The following is a 20,044-nucleotide window of genomic DNA, read 5'->3' on the forward strand; positions in this document are numbered from 1 at the left end:
GGTCCCCTCATGATCGCCCACCGGAACCTGGGCTTCGTCGCCGCGACGGCGACGCTGCTCGCCGCCGCGCCGCTGTCGGCCATCTTCGAGCGCTGGACGTGGCTGATCCAGGCCACCATCGCGGTCGCGGTGGTGGCCGCCGTGGCCGCGCTGGCCCGGCTGGCCCGGTCCCCGCTCTGGGCCCAGGTGCTGGCCATGCTGGCCGGCCTGACGCTCGCCCTGACCTGGCTCTTCCCCGGCGGCACCGAGCTGGTCGCCTTCATCCCGACGCCGGCCACCTTCGGGCACTTCGCCGACCTGCTGTCCGGCTCGATGGACGACATGCGCTCGTACGGCGTGAAGGTGCCGGACACCGACCCGCTGCTCTTCCTCACCGTGCTCGGCATCGGCGGGGTGGCCGTGGTGGTCGACGTGCTCGCCGTCGGGCTGCGCCGGCCGGCGCTGGCCGGGCTGCCGATGCTCGCCATCTACTCGGTGCCGGTGGCGGTCTACGTGGACAGCGTCCCGCCGGTGCCGTTCGTCGTCGGCGCCGCCGGCTACCTCTGGCTGCTGGTCACCGACAACGTGGACCGGGTGCGGCGGTTCGGCCGCCGGTTCACCGGTGACGGCCGGGACGTGGACGTCTGGGAGTCCTCCCCGCTGGCCGCCGCCGGCCGCCGGCTCGCGGTGCTCGGCGTGGCGCTGGCGGTGGTGCTGCCGCTGGCCGTGCCGGGGATGACCGGCGGGCTGCTGGACACGCTCGGCACCGGCGCCGGCGACGGCACCGGCACCGGCCGGCCCGGGGTCGGCACCAACCCCGGCCGGATCAACCTGTTCGCCGCGCTGAGCGGGCAGCTCAACCAGTCCGAGGTGGCCGACCTGGTCAAGGTCACCACCAACGAACAGCAGCCGTTCTACCTGCGCTTCGGGGTGGCCGACCAGCTGCGCCAGGACGGCTTCCGGGTGAGCGACCCGACCGGCAAGCCGGCCAACCGCGACCTGCCGGACCCGACCCGGGACCTCCGGCCGGGCGTGGGGCAGAACCGCTACCGGGCCACCGTCGAGGTGACCGAGAACCTCGACATGCCGCTGCTGCCGGTCTACGCCAAGCCGGCGCGCACGGAGGATCTGAACGACCGGTGGCTCTACGACGACGACCGGCAGATGGTCTTCTCCAGCCGGGAGTCGGCCCGCGGCAAGAAGTACTCCTTCGAGTACGTCCGGCTGACGTACACGCCGAGCGTGCTGCGGCAGGCGCAAGAGCTGGGGTCCTCCCACCCGGCCCGGGTCCGGTACACCATGACACCGGACGTGCCCGAGGTCGACGCGCTGGTCAAGACGCTGGTCCGGGATGCGGACACCCAGTACGACAAGGTCCGGGCGATCTACGACTACTTCTCCGCGGACAACGGCTTCACCTACCGGTTGAGCACCGAGACCGGCACCAGCGGCCAGGACATCCTCGACTTCCTCACCAACAAGGCCGGCTACTGCCAGCAGTACGCCGCCGCGATGGCCTGGCTGGTCCGGGCCGCCGGCATCCCGGCCCGGGTGGCGTTCGGGTTCACCAACGGCAGCAACCGGTCCGGTGACACGTACACGCTGACCAACCGGAACCTGCACGCCTGGACCGAGGTCTACTTCGACCAGATGGGCTGGGTGCCGTTCGACGCCACCCCGACGTACGGGGTGCCGGGCTCGACCCGGTCGGCCTGGGCGCCGGACACCGACGCGCCGGAGGAGTCGACGCCCGAGCCGGGCAGCACCAGCGCCCCGGGCGAGACCGAGGCGTCGGCCGGCCCGGAGGGCCCGGACTCCCCCGAGGAGGACCCGGACTCCGGCCTGGCGCTCGGTGGCACCACGCCGACCGAGCAGCCCCCGGTCTGGCCCTGGTGGGCGGGCGGCGCGCTGGCCCTGTTCGCCCTGCTCGCGCTGCCGGCGCTGCGCCGGCTGGCCCTGCGCCGGCGGCGCAGCGCCGCGGCGGCGCCCGCCCCGGCGACGGTACGGGCGGCGGGCGGCGGCGCACCCGCCGACGGGCCCCGGATGGTCGTGCTCGGCGCGGACGCCGACCGGGCCCGGGCGGACGCCCACGCGGCCTGGGACGAGCTGCTCGACACCCTGGTCGACTACCGGGTCCGGGTGGACCGCACGGAAACCCCCCGGGCCACCGCCGACCGCCTGGTCCGCGAGGCGTTGAGCGCCGACGCCGGGGCCGTCACGGCGGTACGCCTGCTCGGGCGGGCGGAGGAACGTGCCCGCTACGCGCGGGACCCGCTCACCGGCGAGCGGCTGCTCCCGGCCCTGCGGTCGGTACGCGGCGCGCTCGCCGCGCAGGCGGGCCGGCGTACCCGCCTGCTGGCGGCGGTGCTCCCGCCGTCGGTGCTGCTGCGCTGGCGGCTGGCCGCTGCCGACGCCTCGTCGCGGCTGGTGGCGGCGACGGGACGGGTCCGCTACCGGCTGCTGCGCTGGAGCCCACGCCGCCTGCTGGCCAGTCGGTTGGCCCGCTGACCCGCGCTCCGGGTGGGCGGTGGCGTCCCCGCCGCCCACCCGGACCACCGCCACCGCCGGGCCCGAAGATCACGCTCTTTCCTGGAGGTAGTGGCATCCCTGCAGCGGGATACCACTACACCCAGGAAGTAGCACGATCTTGCGAGAGCGACGGCGCCCGGATCGCCTGCGGGCGTCGCAGCGTGAGTCATCCCGGGCGTGGCCACGCCGAGCCAGCTCGGACCGGGGGCGACGTCGAAGGCGGACCGCCCCGGGCCGGGGCGTGGAGAAACGTCGAAGGTCGCCGGGGCGTCCCGGCGATCCGCCTGGAGCGGTGAAGTGCCCGCCTCAGCGGCGGGTCGGCGTCAGCGGTGCCCCTCCGGGCGCTGCCGCCACCGGTCCTCCAGCCGGTCCAGGATCGACGGCCGTCGACCGGCACGACCGCGGGGACGGCGACGACTCGTCGTACCGCCCACGACGTGCAGGTCGGGTGACTGCGCTCGGCGGTGCGACTGCACCGCGAACGCGGCCGAGGCCAGCATGACGACGAAACCCGCCACCGCCAGCGGCGGAGTCTTGATCACCGCGCCGTAGACCAACAGGGCCAGGCCAGCGATGATCACGCCGGCAGCGACGAGCAGGCGACGCCGCGCGTGGAAACGCGGGTCGCTGGCGCGCACGGCCGAGGCGAATTTGGGGTCCTCGGCAAGCGACCGCTCGATCTGCTCGAACAGCCGCTGCTCGTGCTCCGAGAGCGGCACGGCACTCCTCCCCGGTCACGTTGGTCGGCCCGGTCGGACCGACAGACCGTGGCAGCCAACCGGCTGCTTACCCGCAAGTCTACGAGGGGGGTCGCGCGTCGGAAAGCGGGACGACCTATGGCCGGCGTGGATTTTCATTTCGGCGCACGTCGCGGGCACCGAGCAGACTGGCCGGACCTATGACGGACCGCCCGAAACGGGCAGCCGCGGCGTCGGCGGCAGCTTCCGCCTCCCGCCAGCCGCGCTCGGGCGCGCCCAGCGTGAGCTGGCGCGGGGCGCCCGCCGCCCCGGCGAGCCCTTCGACCCGGACGCCGACCAGGCGGATCCGGTCGCCCGGATCGAGCGCGGTGTAGAGCGCCCAGACTGTGTCGAACACCTCCCGGGCGGTGTCGGTGGGCACGGCGAGGGTGCGGGAGCGGTTCACCGTGCGGAAGTCGGCCATCCGTACCTTCAGCGACACCGTCCGACCCACCTGACCGGCCCGGCGCAGCCGGGCGCCGACCTTCTCGGCCAGGGCGAGCAGGGCCCGCCGGATCTCCAGCGGGTCGGCCACGTCGGCGTCGAAGGTCACCTCCGCGCCGATCGACTTCTCCACGTGTTCCGGGCTGACCCGGCGCGGGTCGCGGCCCCAGGCCAGCTCGTGCAGGTGGCTGGCGGACGCCTCACCGACGGCGCGGCGCAGCATGCCGAGTGGCGCCTCGGCGAGATCGCCGATGGTGTTCAGGCCGAGCCGGCGCAGCGCCTCGGCGGCCCGCTCCCCCACGCCCCAGAGCGCCGCCACCGGCAGCGGGTGGAGGAAGTCGAGCACCCGCCCGGCCGGCACGACGAGCAGGCCGTCCGGCTTGGCCCGGGTCGAGCCGAGCTTGGCCACGAACTTGCTCGGCGCCACCCCGACCGAGCAGGTGAGCCCCTGCTCGGCGGCGACCCGCTCGCGGATCAGCCGGGCGATGGCGGCCGGGGAGCCGAACAGCCGCCGGGCGCCGGCCACGTCGAGGAACGCCTCGTCCAGGGAGAGCGGCTCGACCAGCGGGGTGACGTCCCGGAAGATCTGCATGACCGCCCGGGAGGCGGCGGTGTACTGGGTGAAGTCGGGCGGGAGGTAGACCGCGTCGGGGCAGAGCGCCCGGGCCCGCATGGTGGGCATGGCGCTGCGTACGCCGTAGCGCCGGGCCTCGTAGCTGGCCGAGCTGACCACGCCGCGCGGGCCGAGCCCGCCGACCACGACCGGCCGGCCGCGCAGCTCGGGCCGGCGGCGCACCTCCACCGCGGCGAAGAAGGCGTCCATGTCGACGTGCAGGATCGGGCAGCCGGAGTCGTCGGCGTCCGGCCCGAAGCGGGGGTCACCGCCCCGCGGCAACGACTGACTGCGACCCATTGCCGCAGGCTAGCGGGCACCTCCGACAGTCCGCCCGGACGGTCCGGCGGCAGCGCGCCACCGGTCCGTCCGGGCGGTCCCGTCGAGCTCAGTCGGCCGGCGTCGTTCCCGCGGCCACCCGGCGCAGGGCGACGCCGCTGGCGACCGCTCCGGCGAGGAGGATCACCGCGCCGACCACGGCGGTGACCGTGAAGCCGTCGGTGAAGGCGGCGAAGGCGCGCTCGAGCAGGGCGTCGGCCAGCTCGGCCGGCAGCTGGCCGGCCACCGCGAGGGCGCCGCCGACGGTGTCGACGGCCGCGTCGGCGAGCCCGTCGTCGAGGCCGACCGGCGTCCCGGCGTCCATCTCGGCCCGGTAGATGCCGGCGGCGATGCTGCCCAGCACGGCGATGCCGAGCGCGCCGCCGAACTCGGTGCTCGTCTCGGAGAGCGCCGACGCGGCTCCCGCCCGCTCCGGCGGCGCCGTGGTGAGCACGAGCGAGGTCGCCAGCGTGCTGGTCATCCCCACGCCGAGGGTGAGCAGCCCGTAGCTGGCGATCAGCCACCAGACCGGCGAGTCGACCCGCATGGTGCTGACCAGTAGGAACCCGGCAGCGGCGAGGACCAGCCCGGTGCTGACCAGGACCGCGGGCCGGGTGCGCGGGGCGAGGGCGGAGGCGAGGGCGACGCCGACCACGCTGCCCAGGATGGTGGGCAGGGTCCAGAGCGCGGCGTCGAACGGGCTGAGCCCGAGCACCGTCTGCATGAACGTGACGGCGAGCAGCCCCATGCCGGCGCTGGCGAAGGTGATCGCCGTGTTCGCGCCGATCGCCGCCGAGAAGGCGCCGGTCGAGAAGAGCCGTACGTCGATCATGGGCTGCTCGCTGCGGCGCTGCCGGCGTACGAAGAGGGCGCCGACGGCCAGCCCGGCGAGGAAGGCGACCAGCGAGGACGCGTTCGGCCCCGCCTCGGCCAGGTGCTTGACCGCGTAGATGACCGGCAGGATCGCGCCCAGGGAGAGCAGCGAGCTGAACGGGTCGAACCGCCCCGGGTTCGGGTCCTTCGACTCGGGCAGCAGCAGCGGCCCGACCACGAGCAGCAGCAGCATGACCGGGACGTTGACGACGAAGACCGAGCCCCACCAGAACCGCTCCAGCAGGAAGCCGCCGATGATCGGCCCGATCGCGATGCCGCCGGTGAAGCCGGCCGTCCAGACCCCGATCGCGGTCCGGCGTTGGTTCTCGTCGGCGAACATGCCGCGGATCAGGGCCAGGGTCGACGGGGCGAGGGTGGCGCCGCCCAGCCCGAGCAGCGCCCGGGCGGCGATGAGCAGCTCCGGGGTGGTGGCGAAGGCGGCCAGCAGCGACGCCGCCCCGAACGCGGCGGCGCCGATGAGCAGCAGCCGGCGGCGCCCGATGCGGTCGCCGAGGCTGCCCATGGTCACCAGCAGGCCGGCCATCACGAACCCGTAGATGTCCACGATCCACAGGTGCTGGCCGGCGGTCGGGCCGAGTTCGGCGCTGATCAGGGGCGCGGCCATGAACAGGATGGACAGGTCCATCGAGGCGAGGAGGGCCGGGATGACGAGGGCGGCGAGGCCGACCCATTCGCGGCCTCGGGCACGGGAGGGAACGGAGGTGGTCACGAGGGGAATGTACGCGCGTACAAGACGCTTGTACAAGACGTTTGTTCAAGACGGGTGTTCAAAAGGTGGACTACACTGCCCGCATGGGACAGCGAGAGGACCTGCTGGCGGGCGCGAAGAAGTGCCTGGTGGAGAAGGGTTACGCGCACACCACCGCCCGTGACATCGTGGCGGCGGCCGGCGCGCATCTCGGCTCCATCGGTTACCACTTCGGCAGCAAGGACGCCCTGCTCAACGCCGCCGTGATGGAGACCTTCGACGCCTGGGGCGACGCCATCGCGGCGGCTGTCGTACCGGACGCCGACGGCACCCCGCTGGACCGGCTGCGCGGGTTCGTCGACGGACTGCTGACGGCCGCCCCTGAGCAGCGGGCCATCCTGGTGGCCAGCGTGCAGGCGTACGCCCAGGCGGAGTTCGCGCCCGAGGTCCGGGCGCAGCTGGTGGCCGGCTACGCCGCCGGCCGGCGGGACCTGGCCGCGCTGGTGCTCGGCGTCCCACCGGCGGAGGTCTCGGCGGAGCAGGCCCGCGGCTACGGCGGGCTCGCCATGGCGATGGTCAACGGCGCCATGATCCAGTGGCTGATCGACCCCGCGTCGGCCCCCACCGCCGACGACCTCGCGCGGGCGCTCGCCGGCCTGAGCGGCGCCGACCGGACGTCGCCCCCCGTCGACCAGGGCGCAACCCGCCGCTGACCGGCTCCGCCGACCGTCGACCCCGGATCATCGGCCGGACCGCCCCGGCCGGTGCCGCCGGCGCCGGCCGGCGGCGGCGGCACCGGCCGGGGCGGTCAGCCGCGGACCACCAGCAGCGGGATGGTCATCTCCGCCGCGGTGTCCGCCCCGTGGTACGCCACCAGCCGGGAGGCCAGCGGCTTCTCCGACCGGGTGGCCATCACCGCGTAGGTGTCGTTGCAGATCACCACCACGTCGCCGATCCGGCTCAGGTGCTCCTCGGGCACCGGGCCGAACCAGCCGTCGGCCACCACCTCGTCCCGGGTCCGCACCCGGGCCGCGGCACCGAGCACCGCCGACCAGGCGGCCACCACGTCGGCGGTGGCGCCGGGGGCCACGTGCAGGTAGCGGACCCGCGGTTCACCGGAGACCACCCGCACCCCGGCCCGCAGCCGCGGGTCGGTGTCCAGGTCGAAGCGGTGCCCGGCCGGTACGTCGAGCTGCCCGTGGTCGGCGGTGACCAGCAGCGCGGCGTCCGCCGGCAGGCCGTCGACCAGCCGGGTGAGCAACTCGTCCACCTCGGCGGCGGCGTGCCGCCAGGGCATCGAGTCGACGCCGGTGAGGTGGCCGTGCCGGTCCAGGTCCGGGTGGTAGCCGGAGACCAGCGTCGGCCCCTCGCCGGCGGCGAGGGCGGCCAGCATCTCCCGGGCGAGCGCGTCGACGCCGGCGGCGCCGCGGTAGTCGCCGCCGCGGTTGGCGGCCACGGTGAGCCCGCTGCCGCCGAACTCCGGGCGGCTCACCACGGTCACCGCCACCCCGGCGGTCCGGGCCCGCTCCAGCTGGGTGCGGACCGGCTGCCAGCGCAGCGGGGCCGGGTCGGCGGCCCACTCGATGTGGTTGAGCACCCGGTCGCTGCCGGGCACCCGGACGGTGAAGCCGAGCACGCCGTGCGCGCCGGGGGCGGCGCCGGTGCCGAGGGTCACCAGGCTGGTCGGCGTGGTGGACGGGAAGCCCGAGGTGAGCGGCCGACCGACGGTCGCGGCCAGCCCGGCCAGGGTCGGCGCGTACCGGGCGGCGGTCGGGATCTGGTACCAGCCGAGGCCGTCGACCAGCAGCACCGCGATCCGGCGTACCCCGTCCAGCGCCTCGGTGAGCCGGAGCGGGTCGGTGGCGCCGGGCACGCCGAGCACGGCCAGCGCGCTGGGCAGCACGTCGGCCAGGCTGCCGGTGCCGTAGCGCGGGGCGACCACCGCCAGCGGGTCGGGCGCGCCGGCCGGCGCGGAGGGTCGGGTCATGCCGGCCGGCGGGCGAACAGGTGCAGCTGGGCGGCCAGGTCCCGCCAGGGCGACCGCCCGGCGAGCGTCCGCTCCAGCTCGACCAGGGCGCCCGGCTGGCCGTCGGCGACGGCGGCGGGGAGCAGGTCGGCGAGCACGCGTACGCCGTGGATCTCCTCGACCACCAGCCCGCCGGCGCCGAGCAGCGCGGCGGCGCCGTCGGCGTCGTAGCGCCGGCGCAGGGTGTCCCGGGGACCGGCGGTGCCGGCCGGGTCGGCGGCCAGCGTGGCGGCGGTGTCCAGGTGCCCGTTCATCGCCCGGCCGAGCACGGCGGCGGCCCGGCCGGCGACCAGCACGCTCGCGGCCCCGCCGGGGCGCAGCGCGGTGGCCAGCGCGGCCACCACCGGCGCGGGGTCGTCGACCACCTCCAGCACGGCGTGGCAGAGCACCAGGTCGGCGCCGGCCGGTTCGACCAGCCCGGCGAGCGCGTCCCCGTCGCCCTGCACCGCGTGCACCCGCCCGGCGACCCCGGCCTCGGCGGCCCGGCGGGTCAGCGCGGCGAGCGCGTCCGGGCTGGCGTCGACCACGGTGACCCGGTGCCCGGCCCGGGCCAGCGGTACGGCGAAGCCACCGGTGCCGCCGCCCACGTCGAGGACGGTGAGTTCGGCGTCGCCCCGACGGTCCAGCTCGGCGCGCAGCACCGACCAGATCACGGCGGTACGGGGGGTCAGCGGCGGCCCGGCGATCCGGCCTGGGGTCTGCTCCACCCGGTCGAGCCTAGTCACCCGCGCCAGTCACCCCTTGCGGCCGGTGGTGGCGATGCCCTCGACGAAGTGCCGCTGGGCGAGGAAGAACAGAATGATCATCGGGACGGTGGCGATCACGCTGCCGGCGAGCACCACCTCCCACTGCTGCTCGCCGCCGTAGCCGAACCGGTCCAGCACCACCTTCAGCCCGCGCGGCAGGGTGAACAGCTCCTCGTTGCGCAGGTAGATCAGCGGCTTCATCAGATCCGTCCAGCTGGCCTTGAACTCGAAGACGAAGGCCACCAGCAGCGCGGGCCGGATCAGCGGGAACGCCAGCTTCCAGAACAGCTGCGGGTAGCTCGCGCCGTCCACCCGGGCCGCCTCGAAGTACTCCCGGGGCAGCGAGAGCAGGAACTGCCGCAGCAGGAAGATGTAGAACGCCGAACCGAACAGGTTGCCCGCCCAGAGCGGCACCTGGGTGTCGGTCAGCCGCAGCTCCGACCAGATCAGGTAGGTGGGGATCATGGTCACCGCGAACGGCAGCATCATGGTCGCCAGCACCAGCCCGAAGAGCAGGTCCCGGCCGGGGAAGCGGAAGTAGGCGAAGCCGAACGCCACCCAGGCGCTGGAGATGGTGACCGCCGCGGCGGCGGCCACGCCGACCACCACGCTGTTGAACAGCCAGGTCAGCAGCGGCGCCGCCGACCACGCCTCGGTGTAGTTGCCGGGCGCGAACGGCACCGGCAGGAAACCGGGGGCGAAGACGTACTCGCGGGGGCGCAGCGAGGCGCCGACCAGCCAGACGAACGGCAGCATGAAGATCGCGGACGCGCCGGTGAGCGCCGCCACGAACGCCACCCGCTGCCAGAGCGGCCGCCGGGCGTCCTCGGCGGGCGGCCGGCGGGCCGCCGCCGGCGCCGGCCCGGCCCCGGGCACCGGCGCGGCGGCGGTCCGCTCGACCGCGGTGGTCACGACTCCGCCCCGCCCTCGGGGTCCTTCTCGACCCGCGAGCGCCGGGCGTTGGCCACCGGCCCGTCGGTGACCGGGTGTTCCCGGACCTCGCACTGGTGCGGGTGCCAGTCCGCGCCCAGCCGGGTCCGCCGGCTGTTCGCCACCCCGTGGTACATCCCGCTCATGCCGGCACTCCGTTCCGCTGCGTGCCGTCATGGGGCACCATCGCCCTGAACCTGATGATTAGCTCGCTTCGCTCACTCATCGGTCCTCCCCCTCGTAGAACACGAACCGGTTGCTGAGCTTCACCTGCACCAGCGTGACCACCAGGATGATCACGAAGAGCAGCCAGGCCATGGCCGAGGCGTAGCCCATGTGCAGGAACTGGAACGCTTCCTGGAACAAATGGATCACGTAGAACGATGCCGCGTCGCTGTTGAACCGGTTCTGCGTCTCCCGGTTGCCGAAGTACATGGTGTAGACCTCGGTGAACATCTGCAGCGACGCGATCGTGTTGACGATCAGCGTGAAGAACAGCGCACCGGAGATCATCGGCAGCGTCACGTGGCGGAACCGGGCCCAGGCGCCGGCCCCGTCGATGCTGGCCGCCTCGTACAGGTCACGCGGCACGTTCTGCAACGCGGCGAGATAGATGATCACGGTGGAGCCGAGGCTCCAGAGGCTCATCAGCACGATGCCGGGCATCACCCAGTCCGGGTCGGTGGTCCAGCTCGGCCCCTCGATCCCGACCAGCGCCAGCCCGCGGTTGATCAGCCCGTCCTGGGTGTTGAGCAGGAGCAGGAACAGGATGCCGACCGCCACCGCCGGGGTCATCACCGGCAGGTAGAAGACGGTACGGAAGAAGCCCTGCCACCGCCCCACCCGCTTGAGCAGCAGCGCCAGTCCGAGCGAGATGGCCATCACCAGCGGCACGTGCAGCGCCGTGTAGTAGACGGTGTTGCCGAGGCTGCGGGCCACCTGCGGATCGGCCATCAGCTCCCGGTAGTTGTCCAGCCCGGTGTACTCCGGCGGGTTGATCACGTCGTACTCGGTGAAGCTCAGCCAGGCGCTGGCGATCATCGGGCCGGCGGTGAACGCCAGGAACCCGATGATCCACGGCGCCAGGAAGAGGTACGCCCAGCGGGCCTCCCGCCGGGCCAGCGGCGTACGGCGACGCCGGCCCGGGGCGGGAGGAGCGGTGGCGGTGCTGGCCATCCCGGCGCCTACTTCGACGCCTCGTCCAGCGCGGCGGTGGCCTCCTGCTGGGCCCGGGCCAGCGCCTCGGCCGGCTGGGCCTGCCCGGCGAGCACCCGGTTCACCGCGTCGTACCAGGCCTTGTCGAACTCGGCGCCGGCCGGCGAGGCCGGCATGGCGAACGCGGCGTCCTGCACCGAGCGGATGGTGGCCACGGCGTCGTCGAACCGCTTGTTGCCGGTCGGCTGGTACAGCTCGTCGAAGATCTTGTTGTCGGCGTTGAGGTTGCCGGTCCAGACCCCGGTGAACGGCTGGCCGGCGGCCTTGCGCGCGTCGGCCCGGGCCTTCGCGGCGGCGACCCAGGTCTCGGTGGCGGTCATCTGCTTGACGAAGGCGCACGCGGCGTCCGGGTTCTTCGCCCCCTTGGTGATCACCCAGGCCTGGCCGGAGGACATGGTCAGCGGCTTGCCCTGCCGGTCGACGAACGGCTTGACCACCAGTTCCGCCTTCGGGCTGTTCTTGGCGGCCTGGTTGAGGAACCACTCCTCCATCGGCCAGGCGACGATCTGGCTCTTGGCCAGGGGGTTCTCCGCCCCGAAGAAGTCGAAGGTGTCCCGGAACGACTTGAACCTGCCGAACCCGCCCTGGTCCTGGATCAGCTTCAGGCCGGTGGTGAGCGCCTCGACCACCTTCGGGTCGGTGAGGTTCGGCTTCGTGCCGTCCGCCGAGATCATGTCGGCGCCGTTGGCCTTGGCCCACATCGGCAGGAACTCCGGGATCTTCGGGTCGATGCCGATCCGGGAGAGCCGGCCGCCGGAGACCTTGGCGAGCTTCGTGTTGAGCGCCGGCAGCGCCGCCCAGTCGGCCAGGTCGACGTCGTCGACGGTCAGGCCGGCCTGCCGGAGCAGCGCCTCGTTGAGGTAGACCACCCGGACACTGGAGAACTCGGGGATCCCGTAGACGGTGCCGTCGAGGGTGACCTGGTCCTTCGCCGCCGGCCGGTACTGCGCCAGGTCGATGTCCTGCTTCTCGACGCAGTCGGTGAGCGGTTGGATGGAGCCGCGCTTGGCGTACGTGCCGATCAGCTTGCGGTCCATGTAGACCAGGTCCGGCGGGTTGCCCGAGGCGACCGCGGAGAGGAACTGCTGCTCGTCGAAGGCGCCCTCGGTGATCTTCAGGTCGACGCCGGGATGGTCACGCTTGAAGGCGTCCACCCGGGTGGTGGCGATCTCGTCGGAGAGGCCGAAGCCCATGGTGGTCAGCGTGCCGCTGGTCGCGGTACCGCCTCCGCCGCCGTCGTCGCCGCCGACTCCCCCGCAACCGCTGACGGCCAGGGCGAGCACCCCGGCGAGCGCGGTCGCCCGCAGTATCCGTGACATTGCTTTCCTCCCCGGGCCCGCACGGGCCACCCTGCCCGCGCGGAGCAGCAGTTCTCCGGTTCTGCGACGTTTCAAACCCGGCGACGACGGGATCGGCGTGTGGCGCGGATCTCCGCCGGAGCGGCCGGTGCCCGGCCCGGCCGAAGCGCTGGTCAGGCTGGCCGCGTGCCCGCCGTACCGCTGGGTTGGTGGTTGGGCAACCGGCTGTTCCGCCGGATCGACCCGCTGCTGTTCCGGCGGATCGTGCTGGTCGGGCTGCTCGGCAGCGCCGGCACGGCGCTCGCCGGCCTGGCCGGCTGAGCCGGGACCGGCGCGCGTCCGGCGGCGGCGTCAGCGGAAGTCGCGGGAGGCCGGGCTGACCGGTGGCTCGATCGCGTCCAGCCGGTCGGCGTCCAGGTTGAGCACGCCCTCGTGCCGCTGCAACCGGCCCCGCACCACCAGCCCGGTGCTGGTCCGGGCCACCCGCCGGTAGCGCTGCCACAGCCCCGGCGAGCAGGTGACGTTGAGCATGCCGGTCTCGTCCTCCAGGTTGAGGAAGGTGACCCCGCCGGCCGTCGCCGGGCGCTGCCGGTGGGTGACGATCCCGCCGACCCGGATCCGCTGGCCGGGCTCCACCCGGCCGAGCCGGGCGATCGGCACCGCGCCCAGGGCGTCGAGCTGGGGACGGATGAAGCTGGCCGGGTGGGTCTCCGGGGACAGCCCGGTGGCCCAGACGTCGGCGACCAGCCGGTCCACCGCCTCCATGCCGGGCAGCGCCGGCGCGGCGGCGCCGGTGACCGTGCCGGGCAGCCGGCCGGGCCGGTCCTGGGCCGCCGCCCCGGCCGCCCAGAGCGCCTGGCGCCGGGACAGCCCGAAACAGGCGAAGGCGTCCGCGGTGGCCAGCGCCTCCAGCTGCGCGGCGGTGAGACCCACGCGCCGGGCCAGGTCCGGCATGTCGCGGTACGGCCCGTGCGCGGTTCGCTCGGCCTCGATCCGCTCGGCCACCTCGTCGCCGAGGGTACGCACGCTGGACAGCCCCAGCCGGACGGCCGGCCCGCCCAACCCCCAGGCGTGCGGCGGCTCCCCCGGCTCGCTGCCCCACCGGGTCTGCGGGGTGGACTCCAGCACCGCCTTGGCGCCGCTGGCGTTGATGTCCGGCCGGCGCACCTCCACCCCGTGCCGGCGGGCGTCGTCGACCAGGGTCTGCGGTGAGTAGAAGCCCATCGGCTGGGCGTTGAGCAGCGCGGCCAGGAACGGGGCCGGGTGGTAGCGCTTGAGCCAGGAACTGGCGTAGACCAGGTAGGCAAAGCTCATCGCGTGGCTCTCCGGGAAGCCGTAGCTGGCGAACGCGGAGAGCTTGCGGTAGACGTCGTCGGCCAGCTCGCCGGTGATGCCCCGCTCGGCCATCCCGGCGTAGAGCCGGTCGGCGATCCGGGCCATCCGCTCGGCCGAGCGTTTGGCCCCCATCGCCCGGCGCAACTGGTCGGCCTCGGCGGCGTCGAAGCCGGCCAGGTCGATGGCGAGCTGCATCAGCTGCTCCTGGAACAGCGGCACGCCGAGGGTCTTCTCCAGCGCGTTGCGCATCAGCGGGTGGGCGTACTCGACCGGCTCCTGGCCGTTCTTGCGCCGGATGTACGGGTGCACCGAACCGCCCTGGATCGGGCCCGGGCGGATCAGCGCCACCTCGACCACCAGGTCGTAGAAGACCCGCGGCTTGAGCCGGGGCAGGGTGGCCATCTGGGCCCGGCTCTCCACCTGGAACACCCCGACCGAGTCGGCCCGGCAGAGCATGTCGTAGACCTCCGGGTCGTCCAGCGTCATGTCGCCGAGGTCCAGGCTCATCCCGATCATGTCGTAGCCGTAGTGCAACGCGGAGAGCATGCCGAGCCCGAGCAGGTCGAACTTGACCAGGCCGACCGCGGCGCAGTCGTCCTTGTCCCACTGGAGCACGCTGCGCCCGGGCATCCGCCCCCACTCCACCGGGCAGACCTCGATCACCGGCCGGTCGCAGATCACCATGCCGCCGGAGTGGATGCCCAGGTGCCGGGGGAAGGTCTGCAACTCGTTCGCGTACGCCACGACCTGCTCGGGGATGTCCTCCACGTCCACCGCGGCGACGCTGCCCCAGCGGTCGATCTGCTTGCTCCAGGCGTCCTGCTGACCGGGTGAGAAGCCGAACGCCTTGGCCACGTCCCGCACCGCCGAGCGGGGCCGGTAGGAGATGACGTTGGCGACCTGGGCGGTGTGCTCCCGGCCGTAGCGGGCGTAGACGTGCTGGATCACCTCCTCCCGCCGGTCGGACTCGATGTCCACGTCGATGTCCGGCGGGCCGTCCCGCTCCGGGGCGAGGAAGCGCTCGAAGAGCAGCCGGTGCCGGACCGCGTCGACGTTGGTGATCCGCAGCGCGTAGCAGACCGCCGAGTTCGCCGCCGAGCCCCGGCCCTGGCAGTAGATGTCCTGCTCCCGGCAGAACGCGACGATGTCGTAGACCACCAGGAAGTAGCCGGGGAAGCCCAGTTCCTCGATCATGTTCAGCTCGTGTTCGAGCTGCTGGTACGCCCTCGGGTGCGCCGCGCGCGGGCCGTAGCGCTCCTGCGCGCCGGCGTAGGTGAGGTGGCGCAGCCAGCTCATCTCGGTGTGCCCCGGCGGCACCGGGTACGCGGGCAGCTTCGGCGCCACCAGTTGGAGGTCGAAGGCGAGTTCGGCGCCGAACTCGGCGGCCCGCGCCACCGCCCCCGGGTACGCGGCGAACCGGGCCGCCATCTCGGCGCCGCTGCGCAGGTGGGCGGTGGCGGCGGCGGGCAGCCAGCCGTCGATCTCGTCCAGGCTGCGCCGGGCCCGGACGGCGGCGACGGTGGTGGCCAGCCGGCGCCGGGCGGGGGTGGCGTAGTGCACGTTGTTGGTGGCCACGGTGGGCAGGCCGGCCGCCGCGGCCAGGTCGGCGAGCGCGTCGTTGCGGTCGGCGTCGACCGGGTGCCCGTGGTCGGTGAGCTCCACCGCGACCGTCTCCGCGCCGAAGAGCGCGGTCAGCCGGTCCAGCTCGCGGGCGGCCGCGTCGACCCCCTCGGTGAGCAGCGCCGCCGGCACGTGGCCCTTGCGGCAGCCGGTGAGCACCAGCACGTGGTCGCGCAGCTCGGCGGCCACCTCCTCCAGCTCGCCGTAGACCGGGCGGCCCTTCTCCCCGCCGCGCAGCTGGGCCCGGGCGATGGTGGCGGCCAGCCGGGCGTACCCCTCGTGGCCGTGGGCGAGCACCAGCAGGTGCCGGCCGAGCGGGTCGGGTTCGCCGTTCTGCGGGCCGGGCAGGCCGAGCGACAGCTCGGCACCGAAGATCGTCGGCAGGTGCAGCGCGCGGGCCGCCTCGGCGAAGCGCACCACGCCGTAGAAGCCGTCGTGGTCGGTGACGGCGAGCGCGGTGAGCCCCAGCCGGGTCGCCTCCTCGGCCAGTTCCTCCGGGTGGCTGGCGCCGTCGAGGAAGCTGAAGTTGGTGTGCGCGTGCAGTTCGGCGTACGGCACCGCGGCGTCCGGGCGGGGCAGCTCGGGTGGCTGGTACTGCTGCCGCTTGCGGGTCCAGGCCGGCGAGTCCCCGCCGTCGGCGTCGACGGCCAGCGGGTCCACCACGTGCAGGTGCCGCTCCGGCCGGTCCCCGCCGGGGCGGCCGGAGAGCACCCGTTCCAGCTCGGACCAGGGCAGCTTGGGGTTGTGGAAGCTCATCCGCACGGCTCGCGCGAGCCTCGCGACGACACCATCCCCGGGAGGCGGTATTCCGGAGAGGCATGAATATTCCTCTCCGGAATACCGCTGACAAGGGAAGGTACGCCCCCACGGCGAACACACCCGGAACCGGACCCGGTCCACATCGGAACACCGCCCACGGAGGCAGGTGCCGCACGCCGGCACCGGTCGGGCGGACCTGCCGCTGCGGGTAGGCGTCTTCCGACCCGGCGCCCACCGGCGACGAGGACCGCATCGACCACTCCGGCCGGCGCGGACCGACGGGTGGACCGCTCAGTCATAGATCGCCTCCACCAGCCACTGCCCCGCCTCGACGGCCAGCAGCAGGGCGGCGCCGTCGGCGAGGCAGACCTGGAACCGGGCCCGGCGCCGGGCCTCGGCCGGCGCCCACCAGCGCTCGTCGACCGGCCACGGGCCGGCCCAGCCGACGATCTCGGCCGGCCGGCCCGTGCCGACGGTCAGCCGGGCCGGTGCGGCGCTCAGTTGGAGCCGCGCGCTGACCACGACCGGCTCGCCGGCGCCGTCGTGCACGGTGGCGGCGAGTGGTTGGGGCAGCACCACGGCCGGCGCGGGCGGCGGAAGCTGGCCCGGCCACGGCGGTTCAGCCCGCCCCACCGACCGGGACGACCGTGCCCGGCCCGACCGCCCCCGGCCCGCTCGCGCCCCCCGACCCGACACCCCCGACTGAGCCGACGACCCCGACTGATCGGGCAATGCCGGCCGGCCCGACGGAGCCGGCCGACCCGGCACGGGCAGGCCCGGCGGAACCGGACCGCCCAATGGCACCGGGCCGGCCAGCGACATCGGCTGCCCGGGCCGGGCGGGGAGCCGCTCGTCCCCCCAGGGCACCAGGCGCACCTGGTCGGCCGGGGACCGTCCGCCGCCGAGCACCGCGGTGACCACCGCCTCGGGGCCGAGGATGCCCTGCACCCGGCTCAACGCCCGGTGTGCCCGCTCGCGCTCCTCGCCGGTCTCCCCCCACAGGCCGGGTTGCAGGCCGGCCTGGGCGATCACCCCGTCCGGGATCAGCCGCAGCCGGATGATGCCGGCCGTCGGCCGGGCCGCTCGGCCGCCGGCCCGGCCGTTGCTGCCGGAGAGCCACCCGTCGAGCTGCCAGCGCACCCGGTCGGCGATGGCCGCGGCGGTGAGCAGGCCGTCGTGCCGCCAGACCCGGTGCAGCTCCTGGCCGTGCGCGGTGACCGCCTCGATGCCGAGCCGGGTGCAGGCCAGCCCGTGCCCGGCGAGCCGGTCGTGCAGCTGTTCGGCCAGCGCGCGGGCGGCGAAGGCCGCCGCGTCGACCCGGTCGAGCGGCTCGTCGTACCCGGCGGTGACCGCCAGGTCGACCGGGGGTTGCCGGACGGCGAGCGGGCGGTGGTCCTGCCCCGCGGCGAGCCGGTGGGCCAGCGCGCCGTCGAAGCCGAACCGGGCCAGCACGTCCCCGGCCGGCAGCGCGGCGAAGTCGGCCAGGGTGCGGACGCCGAGCCGGCGCAGCAGGTCGGCCAGCGCCGGGCGGCCGAGCGCCTCGACCGGCAGCGCGGCGAGGAACTCCGGCGTGCCGCCGGGCGGGACCACCTGACCGCTGCGCGCGGCCAGCCCGGCGGCGAAGACCCCGTCGGCGATGCCGACCTGGCTCTCCACCGCGCAGGTCTGCGCGACGTGCTCGACGATCCGCTCGGCCGCCGCCTCCTCCCCGCCGAGGTAGCGGGCCGGGCCGCGGGCCGCCACCGCGCAGGCGCCGGGGCGGACCACCTCCACCCCGGCGACCAGTTCCTCGACGGCGGCGACCACCGGCTCGAACGCCCGGGCGTCCCGCCCCGGGTCGTGGTCGACCACGGTGAGCTGCGGGCACCGCCCCTGCGCCTCCCGCCGGCGCAGCCCGCGGCGCACCCCCTCGGCGCGGGCCCGCTCGGAGCAGGCGACCACCCGGTTGGCGTGCAGCACCACCACCGGGTCGGTGGCCGGCACCCCCTCGACGATCTCGGCGGCGAGCACCGGCCAGTCCGGGCACCAGAGCAGCAGGGTCCGCACCGGCCCGGCACCCCCGGGCCGGGCCGACGACCCACCGGACCGGTCAGTGCGAGCCGACGAGCCGCCTGGCCGGTCGACGCGAGCCGACGACCCACCGGGCTGGTCGACGCGGGCCGGCAACCCTCCGGATCGGTCAGCGCGGGCGGCGTCTCCGGATCCGCCGGCGCGGGCCGGTGGTCCGCCGGGCCGGCCGGGCTGAGCCACAGCGGCGTCGCTCATGCCGGGCCGACCAGGGTGAGCGCGCCGCGCCGCCCGGCGGGGTCGGACCCGGCCGGCGGCACCGGGCGGAGCCGGCCGGCGGCCGACCGCCCGGTGACGGAGGCGACGGAGGTGGCCACCGGTCGCGGGATGACCCGGGTGAGCCCGTCACCGGGCAGCCAGACCTTGACCTCCTTGGGTCGGGCGGCCGCCCCGCGCCCGCGCGCCGAGACGGTGACCTCCCGGCGGCGCAGCCGCCCGCGGCCCGGCCCGAGCCCTTCCCAGACCCCCCGGACCACCTGCAACGTCACGTCCGCGCCGTCCCACCGGCCGTACGGGACGAGCACGCTGCCCCGCTGGCGGGCCCGGGCGGCCAGCCGGTTCGCGACCGAGGCGGAGACCGTGGCCGGTACGGCGGTGACCACGACGTCCACCCCGTCGATCAGCGCGGCGACGACGGTGGCCCACTCCGGGCCGGGGTTGGGCACCAGGGCGAGCCGGTCCAGGGCGATGCCGTACTCGGCGGCCGCTCCCGCGCCGAACGTCGGCACCCCTACCACGGCGCACCACGAGCCGGCCCGGGACGCCTCGGCGAGCAGCGCCAGCACCAGGGAGGTGCCGCCACTACGCCGGGGCTGGCCGGCGGCGACCGCGACGGTGCTGCCGCGGCGCAACCCCCGGTTGGGCAGCAGGCCGGTCAGCTCCGGGGCCACCGGCAGCATCCGGTGGCCGCCCGCCGGGTCCGGCGCGCTCGCCGGACGGACCAGACCGGCCAGTGCGGCGGAACCGACCACCATGCGGCCCGCCATCGGACCTACCCCCCGTCGTGCTGTTCGGATCAGATGTGCGCGTGGGCGCCCCGACCGCCCGGCTCCCCCCGCCGGGCGGTCGGGGTGTCACAGGTGTCAGGCGGCCAGACCGTCGAGCGCCGGCTGGTGGGCCACGCCGAGCGCGGTCTCCACCACCGTGACGAACTGCTCGGCGGCGCGCAGCAGGTCGTCGGCCTCCCGGGCGGTCACCACCCGGGGGATGCCGGCCTCGGCGGCGGCCCGCTTGCCGGCGCCGGCGGCGAAGAACCGGGCCCACTCGTCGAGCTCGGGGGCGACCCCGGAGAGCAGGACCCAGACGCTGGTGATCCGGTTGCGGCGGGCCGGGGCGGGGCGGGCCCGGGCGGCGAGCAGGGCGGCGGCCGCGCGCAGGGCGGCCAGGTGGGCGGCCGCGTAACGGAGGCCGTCGGGACGGGTCCGGGCGGCCTCGGCGAGCCCCTGGCGGGCCACCGCGAGAAGCTGGGTGGGGGTGCGGTGCGGCAGCACGTGCGCCGGCACCGTCGGTGCCTGAGCCGGGTTGGTCGGCATGGACTGTCTCCTCCACGTGGCCGGGTCGCCACCCCACCGCGACGGACGGGCCGCCGGCGGGGCGCCGGGTCGAGTGGTGCGGAGGAAGACGCACCGGATGGGGGCCGGCCGGGTGTGGACGCTTCCCCACACCACACCCGGCCGGCGTACCGGCGGGTTCGTCGCCCGCCGCCCGGGGGTCGTGGGCGGCGGGCGACGCTCCTGCCTGACGGGACCGGGCTCGCGACTGCCCGGAACCCAGGTGCGGCCCGCGGAGCCGCACCTGCCCGGAGCCGGCGCCGCGAAACACCGCCCCGGGCTGGTTGGAACGAGCG

General features: G+C 75.0%; 15 protein-coding genes and 2 pseudogenes. 3 read left to right on the forward strand and 14 right to left on the reverse strand.

Going from position 1 to position 20,044, the window contains the following annotated elements; genetic code table 11:
• The first annotated feature begins 9 nt into the window (after positions 1–9).
• Positions 10–2,487, forward strand: a complete 2,478-nt coding sequence (locus SM577_RS01165) for a transglutaminase TgpA family protein (protein WP_474586084.1) — start codon at positions 10–12, stop codon at positions 2,485–2,487.
• Positions 2,488–2,831: 344 nt separating this feature from the next.
• Here the strand turns inward: SM577_RS01165 and SM577_RS01170 are convergent, their stop codons facing one another.
• The 3 genes from SM577_RS01170 to SM577_RS01180 all read right to left on the reverse strand — a co-directional run bounded on the left by SM577_RS01170 (position 2,832) and on the right by SM577_RS01180 (position 6,223).
• A complete protein-coding gene (locus SM577_RS01170) occupies positions 2,832–3,227 on the reverse strand; it encodes a DUF3040 domain-containing protein (protein ID WP_088992747.1) in 396 nt (131 codons plus the stop codon).
• Between the two features lie 115 nt (positions 3,228–3,342).
• The gene (locus SM577_RS01175) at positions 3,343–4,602 is read right to left on the reverse strand and encodes a DNA polymerase IV (RefSeq protein WP_302921580.1); all 1,260 of its coding nucleotides are present in this window, start codon (positions 4,600–4,602) and stop codon (positions 3,343–3,345) included.
• 88 nt (positions 4,603–4,690) lie between these two features.
• On the reverse strand, positions 4,691–6,223 hold the full coding sequence (locus SM577_RS01180; protein WP_474581252.1) for an MFS transporter: 1,533 nt from the start codon (positions 6,221–6,223) through the stop codon (positions 4,691–4,693).
• 83 nt (positions 6,224–6,306) lie between these two features.
• Here SM577_RS01180 and SM577_RS01185 point away from each other — a divergent pair, with 83 nt between their 5' ends.
• Positions 6,307–6,915 (forward strand): TetR/AcrR family transcriptional regulator, encoded by a 609-nt coding sequence (locus tag SM577_RS01185; RefSeq protein ID WP_474581251.1) that lies wholly within the window; start codon positions 6,307–6,309, stop codon positions 6,913–6,915.
• 95 nt (positions 6,916–7,010) lie between these two features.
• On the opposite strand, the gene SM577_RS01190 is transcribed toward SM577_RS01185, so the two are convergent.
• From SM577_RS01190 to SM577_RS01215, 6 genes are all read right to left on the reverse strand, one after another.
• Complete coding sequence (locus SM577_RS01190) at positions 7,011–8,237, reverse strand: alkaline phosphatase family protein (RefSeq protein WP_474586216.1); 1,227 nt, start codon at positions 8,235–8,237, stop codon at positions 7,011–7,013.
• The gene (locus tag SM577_RS01195; protein WP_474586085.1) at positions 8,186–8,953 is read right to left on the reverse strand and encodes a methyltransferase domain-containing protein; all 768 of its coding nucleotides are present in this window, start codon (positions 8,951–8,953) and stop codon (positions 8,186–8,188) included. The genes SM577_RS01190 and SM577_RS01195 overlap by 52 nt, the downstream gene beginning before the upstream one ends.
• A 9-nt stretch (positions 8,954–8,962) precedes the next feature.
• Entirely contained in the window at positions 8,963–9,886 is a 924-nt protein-coding gene (locus tag SM577_RS01200; RefSeq protein WP_474586086.1) for a carbohydrate ABC transporter permease, read from the reverse strand.
• Complete coding sequence (locus SM577_RS01205) at positions 9,883–10,050, reverse strand: hypothetical protein (RefSeq protein ID WP_302921573.1); 168 nt, start codon at positions 10,048–10,050, stop codon at positions 9,883–9,885. The genes SM577_RS01200 and SM577_RS01205 overlap by 4 nt, the downstream gene beginning before the upstream one ends.
• A 76-nt stretch (positions 10,051–10,126) precedes the next feature.
• The gene (locus SM577_RS01210) at positions 10,127–11,080 is read right to left on the reverse strand and encodes a carbohydrate ABC transporter permease (RefSeq protein WP_302921572.1); all 954 of its coding nucleotides are present in this window, start codon (positions 11,078–11,080) and stop codon (positions 10,127–10,129) included.
• 8 nt (positions 11,081–11,088) lie between these two features.
• Entirely contained in the window at positions 11,089–12,438 is a 1,350-nt protein-coding gene (locus SM577_RS01215) for an extracellular solute-binding protein (protein ID WP_474586087.1), read from the reverse strand.
• A gap of 165 nt (positions 12,439–12,603) precedes the next feature.
• Here SM577_RS01215 and SM577_RS01220 point away from each other — a divergent pair, with 165 nt between their 5' ends.
• A complete protein-coding gene (locus tag SM577_RS01220) occupies positions 12,604–12,738 on the forward strand; it encodes a hypothetical protein (protein WP_302921570.1) in 135 nt (44 codons plus the stop codon).
• 30 nt (positions 12,739–12,768) lie between these two features.
• Here SM577_RS01220 and SM577_RS01225 read toward each other — a convergent pair whose 3' ends face one another.
• From SM577_RS01225 to SM577_RS01245, 5 genes and pseudogenes are all read right to left on the reverse strand, one after another.
• The gene (locus SM577_RS01225; RefSeq protein WP_474581248.1) at positions 12,769–16,128 is read right to left on the reverse strand and encodes an error-prone DNA polymerase; all 3,360 of its coding nucleotides are present in this window, start codon (positions 16,126–16,128) and stop codon (positions 12,769–12,771) included.
• 294 nt (positions 16,129–16,422) lie between these two features.
• Positions 16,423–16,755 (reverse strand): annotated as a pseudogene (locus tag SM577_RS01230) (DNA polymerase Y family protein); the annotation flags it as partial.
• 129 nt (positions 16,756–16,884) lie between these two features.
• Positions 16,885–18,177 (reverse strand): annotated as a pseudogene (locus tag SM577_RS01235) (DNA polymerase Y family protein); the annotation flags it as partial.
• Positions 18,178–18,392: 215 nt separating this feature from the next.
• Positions 18,393–19,184 (reverse strand): hypothetical protein, encoded by a 792-nt coding sequence (locus SM577_RS01240; RefSeq protein ID WP_302921567.1) that lies wholly within the window; start codon positions 19,182–19,184, stop codon positions 18,393–18,395.
• 96 nt (positions 19,185–19,280) lie between these two features.
• Positions 19,281–19,730 (reverse strand): SAV_6107 family HEPN domain-containing protein, encoded by a 450-nt coding sequence (locus tag SM577_RS01245; RefSeq protein ID WP_474586088.1) that lies wholly within the window; start codon positions 19,728–19,730, stop codon positions 19,281–19,283.
• Positions 19,731–20,044: the final 314 nt, after the last annotated feature.

The organism is Micromonospora desertarenae, assembly GCF_056150265.1.